Annotated in this window: 11 protein-coding genes; 7 read left to right on the forward strand and 4 right to left on the reverse strand. The window is 55.1% G+C overall.

Annotation, left to right across the window (positions count from 1 at the left end):
- Nucleotides 1-98: 98 nt before the first annotated feature.
- Entirely contained in the window at nt 99-968 is an 870-nt protein-coding gene (gene yedA, locus IE092_RS13890) for a drug/metabolite exporter YedA (protein WP_189357799.1), read from the forward strand.
- Between the two features lie 220 nt (nt 969-1188).
- On the opposite strand, the gene IE092_RS13895 is transcribed toward yedA, so the two are convergent.
- Nucleotides 1189-2274 (reverse strand): GGDEF domain-containing protein, encoded by a 1086-nt coding sequence (locus IE092_RS13895; protein ID WP_229793183.1) that lies wholly within the window; start codon nt 2272-2274, stop codon nt 1189-1191.
- A gap of 503 nt (nt 2275-2777) precedes the next feature.
- Here IE092_RS13895 and IE092_RS13900 point away from each other — a divergent pair.
- Nucleotides 2778-4310 (forward strand): sensor domain-containing diguanylate cyclase, encoded by a 1533-nt coding sequence (locus tag IE092_RS13900; protein ID WP_189357800.1) that lies wholly within the window; start codon nt 2778-2780, stop codon nt 4308-4310.
- A 263-nt stretch (nt 4311-4573) separates the two neighbouring features.
- On the opposite strand, the gene IE092_RS13905 is transcribed toward IE092_RS13900, so the two are convergent.
- Together IE092_RS13905 and IE092_RS13910 are read right to left on the reverse strand one after the other, a co-directional pair.
- On the reverse strand, nt 4574-6283 hold the full coding sequence (locus IE092_RS13905; protein ID WP_189357801.1) for a sensor domain-containing diguanylate cyclase: 1710 nt from the start codon (nt 6281-6283) through the stop codon (nt 4574-4576).
- A gap of 523 nt (nt 6284-6806) precedes the next feature.
- Nucleotides 6807-7715 carry a collagenase gene (locus IE092_RS13910; RefSeq protein ID WP_189357802.1) on the reverse strand — a complete coding sequence of 303 codons (909 nt, stop codon included), beginning with the start codon at nt 7713-7715 and terminating at the stop codon, nt 6807-6809.
- Nucleotides 7716-7851: 136 nt separating this feature from the next.
- Here IE092_RS13910 and IE092_RS13915 point away from each other — a divergent pair, with 136 nt between their 5' ends.
- The 5 genes from IE092_RS13915 (at nt 7852) to IE092_RS13935 (ending at nt 13725) form a co-directional block, all read left to right on the forward strand.
- A complete protein-coding gene (locus tag IE092_RS13915; RefSeq protein WP_189357803.1) occupies nt 7852-8412 on the forward strand; it encodes a YceI family protein in 561 nt (186 codons plus the stop codon).
- A 136-nt stretch (nt 8413-8548) separates the two neighbouring features.
- Nucleotides 8549-9757: a M24 family metallopeptidase gene (locus IE092_RS13920; RefSeq protein WP_189357804.1), complete on the forward strand. Its 1209-nt coding sequence runs from the start codon at nt 8549-8551 to the stop codon at nt 9755-9757.
- Between the two features lie 108 nt (nt 9758-9865).
- Nucleotides 9866-10906, forward strand: coding sequence for a proline racemase family protein (locus IE092_RS13925; protein WP_189357805.1), 1041 nt, complete (start codon nt 9866-9868; stop codon nt 10904-10906).
- Nucleotides 10903-11991 (forward strand): M24 family metallopeptidase, encoded by a 1089-nt coding sequence (locus IE092_RS13930; protein WP_189357806.1) that lies wholly within the window; start codon nt 10903-10905, stop codon nt 11989-11991. Before IE092_RS13925 ends, IE092_RS13930 begins: the two co-directional genes overlap by 4 nt.
- Nucleotides 11992-12006: 15 nt before the next feature.
- Nucleotides 12007-13725 (forward strand): MFS transporter, encoded by a 1719-nt coding sequence (locus tag IE092_RS13935; protein ID WP_229793184.1) that lies wholly within the window; start codon nt 12007-12009, stop codon nt 13723-13725.
- Nucleotides 13726-13844: 119 nt separating this feature from the next.
- Here IE092_RS13935 and IE092_RS13940 read toward each other — a convergent pair whose 3' ends face one another.
- A complete protein-coding gene (locus IE092_RS13940; RefSeq protein WP_189357807.1) occupies nt 13845-14459 on the reverse strand; it encodes an OmpW/AlkL family protein in 615 nt (204 codons plus the stop codon).
- Nucleotides 14460-14569: the final 110 nt, after the last annotated feature.

Genomic DNA, 14569 nt, shown 5'->3' on the forward strand with positions numbered 1-14569 from the left:
TGAAATACCATGAACTATCCATTCAAAACTGGTTTTTACTTACGTACACTATCCGTATTCTGTCGCACTTTTTCACCTGTTTATTCTGATTGCCTGCTATGCGTCATTTACCCCGCAATGTGATTCTGGCCCTGCTGACGGTGTATATCGTCTGGGGTTCCACCTATTTTGGTATTCAGGTCGCGCTGACCTCGTTTCCGCCGCTGATGATGATCGGCACCCGCTTTGTGGTGGCCGGTGGTCTGTTGTATGCGTGGATGAAATGGCGCGGCGCGCCGAATCCCACGCTGCGCGAATGGCGTGACGGCGGCATCATCGGTGTGCTGATGCTGAGCGGCGGCACCGGTCTGACGGCCTGCGCAGAGCAGTATGTGTCTTCCGGCCTGACTGCCGTATTCATCGCCTGCTCGCCGATGATCTTATCCAGCCTGTCCGGCCTGTTCGGCGACTGGCCGCGCCGTCAGGAATGGGTCGGCATTCTGGCGGGTTTTGCCGGCGCAGTATTGCTGGCATCGGACAGCACCTTTGCGGCAGAACCGGTCGGTCTGATCTTATTGCTGGCAGCGATTCTGTGCTGGGATGTGGGCTCGGTACTGTCGCAGAAAAAACTGAAAATGGCGAAAGGCGGCATGGGCTTCGCCAGCGAAATGCTGGCCGGTGGCGTGTTTCTGGTGATCGCCAGCCTGATTCGCGGCGAAAGCATGACAGGCCCGGTGACCTGGCAGGCAGTCAGCGCCTGGGTGTATCTGGTGGTGGCGGGTTCGTTGCTGGCCTTCAGCGCGTATATGTATCTGTTATCCAAAGTTCCGGCTGGTCTGGCCGCCAGTTATGCGTATGTGAATCCGGTGATTGCGGTGGCGCTGGGCGTGAGTTTCGGCGGCGAAAGCTTATCTTCCAAAGCCGGTATCGCGATGGCGGTGATTCTGGGCAGCGTAATCCTGCTGACGACGGCACGCAAACCTGCCTGACCATCTTCTGTACGCCAACAGCGCAACAGCTACCTGCGGGTGGCTGTTGTTTTTCCGGCCTGCGGTTACGCTCAGATGATGCAGCTATCGTCATTGCTCATTTGCTGAGAGCCGGACTTTCTGCCGACGACCGCCGGAGTGCTGTGCTGAACACCGCATTTGAGGCAAAAAACGGACTTTTCCGGCCAGCACGCCGGCTGGTACGGCAAGCGGTAAAAGATCAGAAAAATTCCGCGGTATCGTTGGCGGATTCATGCCGGACTTCACCGCGCTGTAACAGCTGATCGTAATGACAGACACGGTTACGGCCATGGGTTTTGGCGTGATACAGCGCCTGATCGGCACGCCCCATGATCGCCACCGGCGCTTCCTGCAAATCGATGTGCGCATAACCGGTACTGACCGTCACGCGCCCGACTTGCGGAAACTGCTGCGCTTCCACATTGCTGCGGAAACGTTCAAAAATCCGGTGTGCATCCTCGCTGCTGACCTGACGCAGCAGCACCACAAATTCCTCGCCACCGAAACGGAACAGGCGGTCATCCGGCCGGAACGAAGTGCGCAGTAAATTCGCAATCAGGATCAGCACTTCATCGCCGTATAAATGCCCGTAATGGTCATTCACTTGCTTGAAATGGTCGATATCAATAATCGCCAGCCAGTCGTGTAAAGGCGCTTCCGGCGACGCGCGGCGCTGGCAGGCTTGCGGTTGCTGCAGGGCGTAACCGGGATCGCTCCAGTCGGCACGCAGCACTTTGGTGAAATGGTCGTCAAAAGTTTTCCGGTTCAGCAAACCGGTCAGGGTATCGTGCTCGCTGTCATTCAGTAAGCTCTGATAATTCTGATAAATCAGCAGGATGCCGCGAATCACATCCAGCGATGCGGGCGGTAGCGGCGTGCATAAATGCAGTTCAAAACAGGTATGCACACGGCCTTTAACGGATACCGGCAGCCACAGACAACAGGGCGGATCTTTACCGGTAATGACTTGCAAACCGGCTTCCAGTCCCTTGTACAAATCCTGAAAATCCGTCACTGCCCGCCAGCGCGCGGCCTGCCCTTCCGGCGCGGTGCAGGTACCGTCTGCGCCTATCATGACCCGTTCGCGCAGCAACACGCCATGATGGCTGCTGTTGCATTCCCAGACGCGCACAGCTTCGGCTTCCGTGATCGCACGTAAGGAAGAAGCTACTGACATGTTCAGCAATTCATGATCGCGGTGCGCGGTCATTTCTACCAGATACTGAATAATCGATTCCATAGCGTGCTGAATGAAGTGATCCGGAAAGCGTTGGGCGGGCACCATTTGCAAACGGCGCTGAGCTGGATATTAGATAATTATTCGGCTACAGACTTGTTATTTAAAATCAAAGAGTCTGAGAACTCCTGACCATTTATCCGGCTGCCTGCCTTCCGTGCTGTGATCCCCTCCGGCAAATCCGTATCCTGCACAGAGGAGGCCGGCTTGTGCGGCAATACAACAGGGCAGGTGATACTGGAACTCATTTCATAAATAGCCACGAGTGCGAACGCAGGGTGCCGGGAGGCAGTGCGCGGCGTCGTTGCGCAGCACAGGCTGGTGCCTGTGCAAGCGACGCAACAAAGCAATGCGCCCGGCACCTCCGTTCCCGGAGGGTTTGCCTCATAGCGCACGCTGGACAGCGTTGGACGCGTTGTGAATAGCACCGCTATTCACTGCCTTGTCCGCCTTGCCAGCCCGCGCTATGAGACAAACGCATCTCGCGGGTATTTATGAAATGAGTTCTACACAACGGTACAATGCCGCTATCACCCTCATTTGCCGCCACTATGCCTCTACGTTTGCAACGTCACTTACTCACAATGACCTGCGGTCTGGTGACCGGACTGAGCCTGCCTTTGTGGCTGCTGGCGGAATGGCAGTTGCGCGAACAGGCAGCCAGCGTGCCGCAAGCCAGTCTGCAACGCACAGAACAAAGCCTGCATTATCTGGAACAGCAACAAACCATGCAGTTGAGCAGCGCCGCCAGTCTGCTGGCGACAGATGAATCGTTCCGCCAGGCGGTACAGCAACGCCGCGCAGAAACCATCGTCCCCGCCCTGATACGCCATGCGGCACAGCAGCAGGCCACGCTGGCAGTGCTGGTGGATGCACAGGGAGAATTGCTGTATGCCAGCAGCGACAGTCTGGCCCACGGTTTGCAAAGCGACTGGCAAAGCTGGGCGCGCGCGCAACCGGCAACTAACGGCGGCTGGTTATTGTCCGGCAGCACCGCCATGCTGGGCGCACAATCGGTTTCTGTGACGGCGGACGGCACGAAGGTCTTGCTGGCAAGACCGGTGACCGATGCACTGCTGCAGCCAGTGTCACAACTGTCCGGCAACCATCTGAGCCTGCTACGCAAAGCGGGCACCAAACCCTGGCAAGTCAGCCAGTCCACCTTACCGGCAGCGCGCAGACAGCAACTGACGGAAATCCTCAGCGATGCGCCGAAGGATTTATCCACGCTGCAGGTACAGCTGGAACGACGGGATTTCGCCACGCGGCAACTCGCGCTGCCGTCGGATCCGAAAGCACAGCATAGCTTGCTGCTGCAAACCGCGGTCGCACCGGTGACGGGGCCTTTGCTGCTGTTGCAGCGCTGTATCCTGATTGCCGGTCTGACCGGTTTATTCACCGCTGCGATTCTCACGCTGTTCAGCATATTGCAACTGGAACGCTGGATACAGCACATCAGCGAACGTCTGATCCGTCTGCGCGGCGGCAGCTACGGCACACCGGAAGCGATGGAGATGCCGGAGGAAATGCAGGAAATCGTCACCCATGCCGATGCCCTGCGCAGCACCCTGCAGCAACAGCATCAGCAATTGCAGCATCAGCTCTGGCAAGACCCGCTGACCGGCTTGCCGAACCGCGCGCGTTTTCTGCAAATGACGGAGGAAGCAATCCGCAGCGCACGTCAGCAACAGGACGGTCCACCGCGCCTCAGCATGGTGCTGATCGAACCGCAGCATTACTGGCAAGTCCGTCTGCAAGCCGGTGGCGAGGCTGCGGAGCAATGGCTGATGCAGTATGTACGGCAACTCAGCCAGTGTCTGGGAACGCAGTTCGCCCGACCGGCGCGGGTCACGGAAGCCTGCTTCGCCTTGCTGTTACCCGCCTGCGATGCGGCAGAAGCAACTGCTTACCTGCAGCAATGGCAGACACAGATGCAGATGCAAACGCAGGCAGCTACGGCATCCGCCAGCGATGGCGGCCAGTGGCGCACCGGCATCGCTTGCAGTGAAACGCACGGCAACGATGCCGCTGGCTTACTTCACCACGCCGAAGCCGGTCTGCGCAGCATGACGCCCGCCGCCTGAAGCTGCGCAACGGGTGGCGTTCCTGTGCAGAGATCGTCATCAGCCATTTCCGGAGGCCAGCACTTTCTGCCGACGACCGCCGGATCGCTGTGCTGAACACCGCATTTGAGGCATTTTCAGACGCTTTCACGCGTATTCGGGTCTGCAGGAACACCACGGCAAACGCTGCGCTGTACACAAGCACTCAGCGCCAAAAACAAAAGCACCGTTCCTGAGCAGGAAACGGTGCTTTTTTACAGGGTTAGTGCGTCGGTAAGCGTGGCTTACACCAGCTGAATTTTCTGCGATTTACGGTCGCGTTTGCGGTTGTACATACGGCTGTCAGCGATCTTGATCAGACGCATATAGTCGTCGCCGTCTTCAGGGAAGCTGGCCCAGCCTATCGACGCGCCGACATCCACCACGGCGTTTTCCAGCGCAATCGGCTCTTCCACCACCGCAGAAATTTTATCGACCATATGATCAATGTCGATCGCATGGCGGGTGTCTTTGATCAGCAGTACGAATTCATCGCCGCCGTAACGCGCCACTTCATCGGTATCGCGTATCGCGGCACGCAGACGCGCAGCGATGATCACCAGCACTTTGTCTCCGGCATCATGGCCGTAGTTATCATTGACTTGTTTAAAGCGGTCCAGATCCACAAACAACAGCGTGTAACCGATTTCCACATCCGGATTTTCTTCCGCCATCTGCTGCAGATGGCTGATCTGGGCAAACAGGGATTCACGGTTAGCGACCTGCGTCAGTTTGTCAAAACGCAGTTTATTTTCCATTTCCGTGAAGGTCTGCGCCAGAATCCCGATTTCATCGGTACGACGGATATCCAGCTTCGGCATCGGTTCACCGTTACCGAATTTTTCCGCTGCTGAAGTCAGTTTGCGCACATCGCGGATCACCCGTTCCACAATCGCCAGACCGATTGTCAGCGCGAAAATAATGCAGGCAATCGCAATCACCACGCTCTGGAAAAAACCCTGATTAATGCTGCTCATAAAATCAGCACGCGGCACCGCGACAATCGTTTGCCAGTTCAGTCCCTGCTTCTGGCCCAGCGGCGAGACCGCGACATCGACCGTACCGATATCCAGTTCCAGTGCATAGGTCGCGTCTTTATTGGCCTGATGGTGACCAATCTGGCGGAAGGTATCGCTGATCAGACGGGTTTTCATATCCATCGCGCGCATACGTTCCGGCAAACCGTTGACCACACGTTCCGGCAATTCTTTACCGGATGTAGCGACGATATAACCATCGGCATCAACGATATACGCCACACTGTTTTTACTGATTTCCAGCTTGCCGAGGAAGCTGGACAATTCTTTCAGCGTAACGTCAGTTGCCACCACACCGGCAAATTCGTGATTTTTCTGATACACGGATTTGGCCAGCGTGATCGTCGGATAATGGAAAGAAAAGTTGTTATAGATTTTCGACCAGACCGGCGCTTCCGAATTCATCGCTTGCTGATACCACGGGCGTTTGCGCGGATCGAACTGATCCTGACGAATCTGCACCGAGCGGTCACCGACACCGGCCACGCGGTAGACTTCGCGGTGATCCCATTCAGGTTCACGCCAGAACAATTGCACTTCATTGCGGGAAATCCGGTACACGCCGACAAAGCGCCCGTCTTTACCGCCGAAATACACGTAATTGTTCACATCCATGAACAAGCCGCTGGCCGCCCAGAATTTTTCTTCCAGGCCATGCATATCGGTGCTGAAAGATTGTGCAGCAGGCACGCGTGACGGACTCGGCGCGACCGATTCAAGCGCTGTCAGTGCGCCATCCAGATGTTTTTCAGTGGAGATATTGATGCGATTGACCATGTCGGTCAGTACGCGCTGGGTCAGCGTGTACACCGCATCGGTACCGGCTTTCATGGAAACCCAGGCAATGGCCGCAGAAACGCTGATCACCAGTACGGTGATCGGTACGACTAGCTCCCGGCGTAACGAAGTGCGACTCATAAATGTCGATTAGCGGCAACCCTGTTTGCACCGTGGCCGGATAAGGCTGCAGCACAAAAAATTAAAAGAACGGCAAGCCACTGCAGACGCGGTACGTCCGCAGCGCTGACCGAAAAGAATTTGCTGCAGCGGAGGAATTCTTCGTATTTTTGTATTTGCTTATAACCTGAAAGCAGGTTTTAGCATCCGTTGCAGGCAAGTTCTCAACTTTTTCTGGCAATTCTCGTGTTCTGCCAAATTGTAACAAGCTTACACCGGCCAGCCCTGCTGCATGCAGGTTCGGTCTGCGATATCCCGACTTTTTTTGATGAATATGTCCTGAATGCAACAGGATTGGAAGCACAGTGACAAGGTTTCTGTACAGAACCGGTTTTTTGAACTGAGAATGCCGCGGATTATCGGTGACCTGTATGACGCGCTGATGACGCTGCGCTGCGGAGACCGGCACAACACAGCAGCTGTGTGCTGTGTTGGTTTTTACTGTCGCCGGAGGACCTGCAGCGCAGGTCGGGGGGAAGGAAAATTATTTGGCAGATTCTGCGGGTTTCAGGGCATCCAGCCATGTTGCAAAGTCGGCATCCATAGACGTACCCCACTGACGCATCAGTGCCTGCGCGCGTGGCATATCGCCTTTACGGGTAAAGCTCAGCAATTGCTCGACTTTGTCGCGCTGCTTTTCCATCATGTAACGCGAACCCAGATAACCCCAGATATATACGCGGTCTGTACCACCGTTTTTCAGGTAGCCGGTTTCAAACAGCTGGCTCAGCGCATAAGTCTTTTGCGGCGCTGCTTTGATTGCACGTTCATTGTTATCGCCGTGTGCAACGTATTCTGCGATACCTTCTGTCCACCAGATCAGGTAAGGGGTGTCCGGTGCCGGTTTCGGGCAGTTTTCCGGCGCATCATGCGAATCATGCAGACCCGCGCAGAAATCGCCGTGGATATTGAAACGGCCATCCAGATAGTGGGTGAATTCATGGCTCAGATTATGAATCGAACCGTCTTTACGCTGATAAGCGACAAATTCCGCCTGATTGCCTTTGACATCCGGCAAGCCTTCCAGATACATACCGCCGTTATCCACCGGCATATCGAAGTGCGAACCGGCGTATTTCACAAAGTCATCACGACCAGCGTAAATATTCATACGCAGGCTGGTGTTATTGTCATGCGCGACCGGTTTACCCTGCGTATTAAATAGACTGTGGAAGCGTTGCTCCACTTTGCCCAGCATCGCGCAGGCGTCTTTTTCCTGTTCACGCGCCAGTGCCTGTGAACGCAGCACCAGCGTTTTGCTGCAGGGATACACGTGCGACAAGACTTTCTTGGCTGGCGGTAACGAAGCATCTTTGACGACCGGCGTACCGGCTGCATGCGCCATAGCGGTGAGGCTGCTGAAACCGAGTAACAGCCAGAATGTTGACTTCATATAGACTCCTGATGGGTTAAATAATCACTGCACATATTTTTTTAATATATCTGAAATGCGTATTTACCGGTACAAAAATATCTTTCATGATGCCAGTGCGGCCTCCCCCTGCCGCGCATGACCTGCGGAGCACCTTATGAAAATCCTGACTGCGCTTTTGCTGCTGCTATCCTCCGGCACAAGCCTCGCGGCAGACCGCTACCGCATTGATCCCGAACATACAGCTACGCGCTTCATCTACATGCACTGGGGTTTATCGCAACAACAGGGAAAATTTGAAAAGCACAGCGGCTGGCTGGAACTGGACACCGCCAACCGCAGCGGCGCGGTGGAATTGCAGATTGATGTCAACTCCGTCCGCACCGGTACCGCTTTATTCGATAAAACGCTGCTGTCCCCGGCATTCTTTGATGCCGAACGCTATCCGCAGATCCTGTTTCGCAGTACCGCTGTGCAGTTTGAGGGCGAGCAGCTGAAACAGGTGGATGGCGTGCTGCGCATACGCGATACCGAAAAAGCGGTCAGTCTGAAAATCAGTCATTTTCATTGCCGCTGGATGCTGCTGTATTTGCGCAACGCTTGCGGCGCCAACGGAGAAACAACGATTAAACGCAGCGATTTCGGCATGGGGCGCTATGCACCCTTCGTCAGCGATGAAATCACACTGAGTTTTGATATCGAAGCAATTCGTGAATGAAAATTGTGCGGCGCGGCGATTTTCCGCCGCTGCAACTATGCAGATTTACGCATTTTGAAAAAGAAAAATCACAAGACATAACACAGCATCAGGCCTATGCTCAGACCCTCTCAAGACGTCTGAAAAAGGGATAAGCATGACATTGCAAATTGGCGGCTCGACCGCAGAACAGGAACTGGCAGGCATCCGCGCTGATATGTCGGATGTCATTCTGATTCAGCCTTCCGAATTCGCCGCAAGGGTACAAAAAGCCGCGCGCCTGATGCGCGAACAGGGCGTGGCCGCACTGATTCTGCCAGCGGGTACCAGCCTGTATTACTTCACTGGTTTGCGCTGGTATGCCAGTGAGCGTTTAACCGCCGCCATCATCACGCCGGAAGCGCGTGTCGTGTTTGTCACACCGACCTTTGAAGAATCCAAGCTGCGCGAAACCCTGGGTGATAAAGCGGAAATCCGCCTGTGGGATGAAGAAGTCAATCCTGCACTGACGGTCAAAGGCTGGCTGCAGGATTTGGGTTGCACCCGTGGGCCGCTGGCACTGGACGAAGCCGCACAGTTTTTTGTGTTCGATGCTCTACGTCAGGCGATTCCGGATCAGCCACTGATCAATGGCATGTGCATTACCGCCGAATGCCGTATGCACAAATCTGCTGCCGAACTGGCGCTGATGCAAAAAGCTAAAAACATCACCCTCGATGTGCAACGCCGCGCCGCACGCATTCTGCGCGAAGGCATTTCTTCGTTTGAAGTGGCGGAATTCATTGACCGTGGGCACCGCGCTTACGGTGCCAGCCCGTCCACCTTCTGTATCGTCAGTTTCGGCGAAATGACCGCGATGCCGCACGGCCCGGATGGCGCTCAGTATCTGCGCGAAGGTGACAATGTACTCATCGATACCGGCTGCAAAGTCGGTCAGTACCATTCCGATATCACCCGCAGCTATGTGTTCGGCAATCCGACTGCACGTCAGCGTGAAATCTGGAATCTGGAAAAAGAAGCGCAGGCCGCAGCATTTGAAACCGCACAAATCGGTGTGCCTTGCGAACAGGTGGATGCGGCAGCGCGCCGCGTGCTGGAAGCAGCCGGTTTCGGCCCGGATTACCGCCTGCCCGGCCTGCCGCACCGTACCGGTCACGGCATTGGTCTGGATATTCACGAATGGACCTATCTGGTACGCGGCAATACCCGCCCGCTGGCCGCCGGTATGTGTTTCAGTAATGAACCGATGATCTGCATTGAAGGTGAATTCGGTGTCCGTCTGGAAGACCATTTCTACATGACCGAACAGGGACCGAAGTGGTTCACCGCACAAAGTGCATCGATAGACTTACCTTTCGGCACATAAACTGCCTCACCGCAAAAAACCGGCGCTGGCCGGTTTTTGCATTTCAGCCTGATCAACGCCGGCACAGACCGGCGCAAAAGAATATCCCTGATCACCGGAGACATCACCATGCATACCGAATCGCCATTCGGGCGCTGGCAAGCGCCTGCACACTGGCTCAGTATTGATACCCTGGATTGCCATACCGGCGGCGAACCGCTGCGTATCATCACCAGCGGTTTTCCCGTTCTGGCGCAAGCCAGCATTCTGGAACAACGCCGTGCCTGCCAGCAGCAAGACCATTTACGCAAACTGCTGATGTTTGAACCACGCGGCCATGCAGATATGTACGGCTGCCTGATTGTCCCGCCTGAACGTGCAGACAGCGCATTCGGTGCGGTGTTTCTGCATAACGAAGGCTACAGCACCATGTGCGGCCATGCGGTGATTGCGCTGGCAAAGGTTGCTGCAGAATGCGGCATGGTTGCGGTTGAAAACGGACGCGCCAGCCTGAACATTGATGTGCCCTGCGGTCAGGTCCGTGCGCTGGCCGAACTGGAAAATGGTCAGGTGGTGCGCAGCGGTTTTGAAAACGTCGCCTCCTATGTCGCCAGCGATCTGCAGCAGATTCAGGTCAATGGTGTCGGTACCGTGCCGTTTCGCATTGCGTATGGCGGTGCTTACTACGCATACGTGAATGCGGATGACATCGGCCTGTCACTGGATGCCGCATCGTATGCGGCGATTGTGGATGCAGGTCGCCGCATCAAACACGCAGTGATGACCAGTGTGCCTGTAAAACATCCGTTTGAAGATGATCTGAGCTTTTTATACGGCACCATTTTCTATAGCGCATCTACTACGCCGGGTGTCTTCCGCCGCAATGTCTGCGTGTTTGCTGACGGCGAAGTGGACCGCAGCCCGACCGGCAGCGGTGTTTCCGGCATGGCTGCCTTACTGCATGCCGACGGACAACTGGCAACCGGAGAATCCGTCGTGATCGAAAGCATCACCGGCAGTCAGTTCCGCGTTGAGTTACGCCGTCCAACCACCTTCGGTCCTTATGCCGCCGTGATTCCGTTTGTTGAAGGACAGGCATTTATCAGTGGTCAGCACCGTTTTTATCTGGATCCTGCCGATCCATTTCCACAAGGATTTTTTCTGCGATGAAGCAAGAAACCCAAACCCGTCTGCGCAACCTGCGTCAGCTGATGCAAAGCGATGGCTGCGAAGCCCTGATGATTTTTTCCCCCGCTAATCTGCGCTATCTGGCGGGCTACAGCGGTGAAGCGGCCTATGCACTGATTACACAGGATCAGTTACACCTGATCACCGATTACCGTTTCATCACGCAGGCGGAAGAAGAATGTGCCGGCTGGCATTGCTATTGCCGCGACCGTGAAGCCGAAACGCTGGGGCAAGTGGTGCAAAAACTGTTACTGCCATCCGGTGTACGGCAGGCTACATTTGAAGCAGCCGAAGTGTCCGTACAAAGCTGGATGCTGATTGCACAGGACAGTGCCGGTATTCATTGGACTGCCGCACCCTTGTGGACTGAACAATTACGCCGCCGTAAAGACGCCAGCGAACTGGCACTGATACGCCGCTGCGCGGCGATTGCCGATCAGGCACTGGCCGAAACGCTGCCCCTGCTACGCCCTGGTATCAGCGAAGCAGAATTTGCACTGGAACTGGATTTCCGTATGCGCAGACTGGGCGCTGAAGCCCTGTCATTTGAAACCATTACCGGTTTTGGTGAGCGCTCTGCCCTGCCGCACAGCATTCCTTCTGAACGCCGTTTGCGCGAAGGTGATCTGATTGTGCTGGATTTCGGCGCATCAGTCGGCGGCTACCGCTCAGACATGACCCGTACCTACATCGCTGGTGAACCGGATGCACGCCAGCAAGCAATGTATAACGCCGTAACGCAAGCGCAGCAGGCAGCGCTGGCTGTTATCAGAGATGGTATCAGCGCCCGTGAAGCAGATCTGATTGCACGCGCGGTACTGGCAGAACACGGGTTCGCGGATCAGGCCGGTTCCAGTCTCGGTCACGGCGTTGGCCTGCGTCTGCATGAGCAACCCATCATGACACCGAAGTGTGAAGAAATCCTGCGCGGCGGCTTTATCGTCACGATAGAACCCGGCGTGTATCTGCCCGGATTCGGCGGCGTGCGGCTGGAAGATGATGTACTGATTACCGACCACGGCTACGAATTACTGACCCATTCCCCTCAACCTTTCCGACTGACGTAAATGTCAGATTTCAATATGCAAACATCCGTCAAGCGCAGCCCGTTTATGGGCGCCTTTTATGTTGCCAATACCATGGAGATTTTCGAACGTCTCGCCTGGTATGGATTTTTCACTTTATCGTCACTGTATATGACCAGCCCGACCGCTGCCGGTGGTCTTGGCTTCTCGGATCAGCAACGCGGTTTTCTGCAAGGCATGATTCCGTTTCTGCTGTATCTGCTGCCGGTGATTACCGGTGCGCTGGCTGACCGCTACGGCTACCGCCGCATGTTCCTGCTGGCATTTGCGATCATGGCACCATCGTATTATCTGCTGGGTCAGGTTCGTGATTTCTGGGCATTTTTTGCCGTCTTTTTAGCAGTCGCCGTCGGTGCTGCCTGCTTTAAGCCAGTGGTGGTCGGCACGATAGGCCGCACCACCGATGACACCAACCGTGGCCTCGGCTTCGGTGTGTTTTACACCATGGTGAATGTCGGTGGCTTCCTCGGCCCGCTGGTCGCCGGTTATGTACGCGCCGTCAGCTGGGATACGGTGTTTTTGATGTCTTCACTGTGGATTTTGCTGAACTTTGTGCCGGCGATTTTCTTTTATAAAGAGCCGCGTCATGCCGGTGAAGCAGCAGACACCCGCAGCCTGCGTCAGGTATTGCAGGATACGCAGGAAGTGCTCGGCAATGGCCGTCTGGCCTTGCTGGTGGTACCGGCGATTATCGGCATCATGATTGCGGCTAAAGGCGGTATCGGTTACGCCACGTATGGCATCGCGATGGGTGCATGGATTGCCATCAATTTGCTGTGGAGTGCCGTCCTCAGCCAGCCACAGGCCAGCGACTGGTATCGCCAGCCGGTAAAGCTGGGTAACACCCCGTTTGTGCTGTACCTGATGATCATGACCGGTTTCTGGACCATGTATAACCAGTTGTTTATCACCATGCCTTTGTATATCCGTGACTTTGTGGATACCGGTGATCTGGTCCGCATGATCAGCCACTACTGGCCGTCTGCGCTGGATTTTCTGGCCAATGTGAATCAGGAACATCTGGCAAAGGCATTAACCGAACTGGCCGGCAAACTGCCTGCTGACAACAGTGTGGCAGCACTGGAAACCCTGCGTCTGGAACTGGTGAATTACAAAGTGATGGTGCCTGCCGATGTACTGCATCAGGGTCTGAGCGCACTGGCACAACAACAGATCAGTGCTGTGGAACTGGCGCAACGCTGGACCGGTGCTTACCGTCAGGTCAATCCGGAATACATCGTGAATCTGGATTTCGGTGCGGTGGTGTTAATGCAGATTGCGATCAGTGCCTATATTCAGCGCTGGAGCGCGTTACCGGTGCTGGTGTTCGGTACGCTGGTACTGGGTGCGAGTATGGTACTTGGCGGCGCGTCGTATGCGATGGTATCGGGCGGCAGCGTAGTGGCTTGCGCAGTGATTTTGTTTGCGCTGGGTGAAATGATTGCTTCACCGAAAAGTCAGGAATATGTGGCGGCGATTGCACCACGCCAGAAAACCGCGATGTTTATGGGTTATTACTTTGTGTCGATGGCGCTTGGTAATCTGTTCGCCGGTTTATTATCCGGCTGGGCTTATCAGACGCTGGCGCGTGATATGCATCAGCCACTGATGATGTGGTGCGTATTCGGTGCGATTGGTCTGGTGACGGCAGTCGCGATGATTGCCCTGAATCAGTATCTGCGTACGCGTCCTGCTTCGGTCATGAAAACGGCCTGAGTTGTGCCTCCGGGAATATTTCCCGGACAGCCAAAACAAAAAACCCGGTAAATATTTACCGGGTTTTTATTTGCGGATGTGATATCCGCAATCAGCTTCTCAACAGTCAGCGACTGTGATCAGAAGCGGTAGCCTACGCCTACGCCAACCAGCCATGGGTCAACTTTTACTGCACTGATTTTTGTGCCGCCAACCAGAACGTCAGAGCGGATCTGTACTTTTTTCACGTCCAGATTCAGAGACCAGTTTTTATCCAGTTTGAAATCCACGCCAGCTTGCAGCGCGAAACCGATGCTGCTGCTGTCCAGATCACCTTTGCCGCCCAGCAGGTTCACGTCAGAGATACGTGTGTAGTTCACACCTGCGCCAACATACGGACTCATTTGTGCTTCTGGCATGAAATGGTATTTCGCTGTCAGTGTTGGTGGCAGATGTTTGAAGCTGCCGATGTTGGTGCCGTTCAGGGCAACATCATGTTTTTGCGGGTATGTCAGAATCAGTTCAGCGGACAGATTCGGTGTGAAGTAGTAGTTGATATCTACTTCAGGAATGGTTTTGTTGCTGACAGTGATTGCATCTGCTGCAGCCAGACCTGGGATTGCGTCAGAGCCGTTTGCAGGGCTGATGTTCACAACGCGTGCACGAACCTGCCACGGGCTTTGTTCTGCTGCCATTGCCTGAGTTGCTGTCAAACCAACTGCTGCCAGGGAGAGGGCTAATACGAGCTTTTTCATGTTGTTTTTCCTTGTGATCAAAGTTGATGAGCCAAGTGTAGACCCCGGCTCTGTGCCGGATTTGCGCTACCGCAAATTTGGTGCATGGCACAAATTTGATGCAGATCATG

Origin of the sequence: Cognatundibacterium squillarum (assembly GCF_014652435.1) — a bacterium.
Lineage (GTDB): Bacteria > Pseudomonadota > Gammaproteobacteria > Burkholderiales > Burkholderiaceae_D > Undibacterium > Undibacterium squillarum.

Excerpts from the sequence above, each read along its gene's own strand:
- IE092_RS13895 (WP_229793183.1), bottom strand. The coding sequence starts at position 2,274 with ATGGTGCCCGCCCAACGCTTTCCGGATCACTTCATTCAGCACGCTATG.
- IE092_RS13920 (WP_189357804.1), top strand. The coding sequence starts at position 8,549 with ATGACATTGCAAATTGGCGGCTCGACCGCAGAACAGGAACTGGCAGGC.
- yedA (WP_189357799.1), top strand. The coding sequence starts at position 99 with ATGCGTCATTTACCCCGCAATGTGATTCTGGCCCTGCTGACGGTGTAT.
- IE092_RS13940 (WP_189357807.1), bottom strand. The coding sequence starts at position 14,459 with ATGAAAAAGCTCGTATTAGCCCTCTCCCTGGCAGCAGTTGGTTTGACA.
- IE092_RS13930 (WP_189357806.1), top strand. The coding sequence starts at position 10,903 with ATGAAGCAAGAAACCCAAACCCGTCTGCGCAACCTGCGTCAGCTGATG.
- IE092_RS13900 (WP_189357800.1), top strand. The coding sequence starts at position 2,778 with ATGCCTCTACGTTTGCAACGTCACTTACTCACAATGACCTGCGGTCTG.
- IE092_RS13905 (WP_189357801.1), bottom strand. The coding sequence starts at position 6,283 with ATGAGTCGCACTTCGTTACGCCGGGAGCTAGTCGTACCGATCACCGTA.
- IE092_RS13915 (WP_189357803.1), top strand. The coding sequence starts at position 7,852 with ATGAAAATCCTGACTGCGCTTTTGCTGCTGCTATCCTCCGGCACAAGC.
- IE092_RS13910 (WP_189357802.1), bottom strand. The coding sequence starts at position 7,715 with ATGAAGTCAACATTCTGGCTGTTACTCGGTTTCAGCAGCCTCACCGCT.
- IE092_RS13925 (WP_189357805.1), top strand. The coding sequence starts at position 9,866 with ATGCATACCGAATCGCCATTCGGGCGCTGGCAAGCGCCTGCACACTGG.
- IE092_RS13935 (WP_229793184.1), top strand. The coding sequence starts at position 12,007 with ATGCAAACATCCGTCAAGCGCAGCCCGTTTATGGGCGCCTTTTATGTT.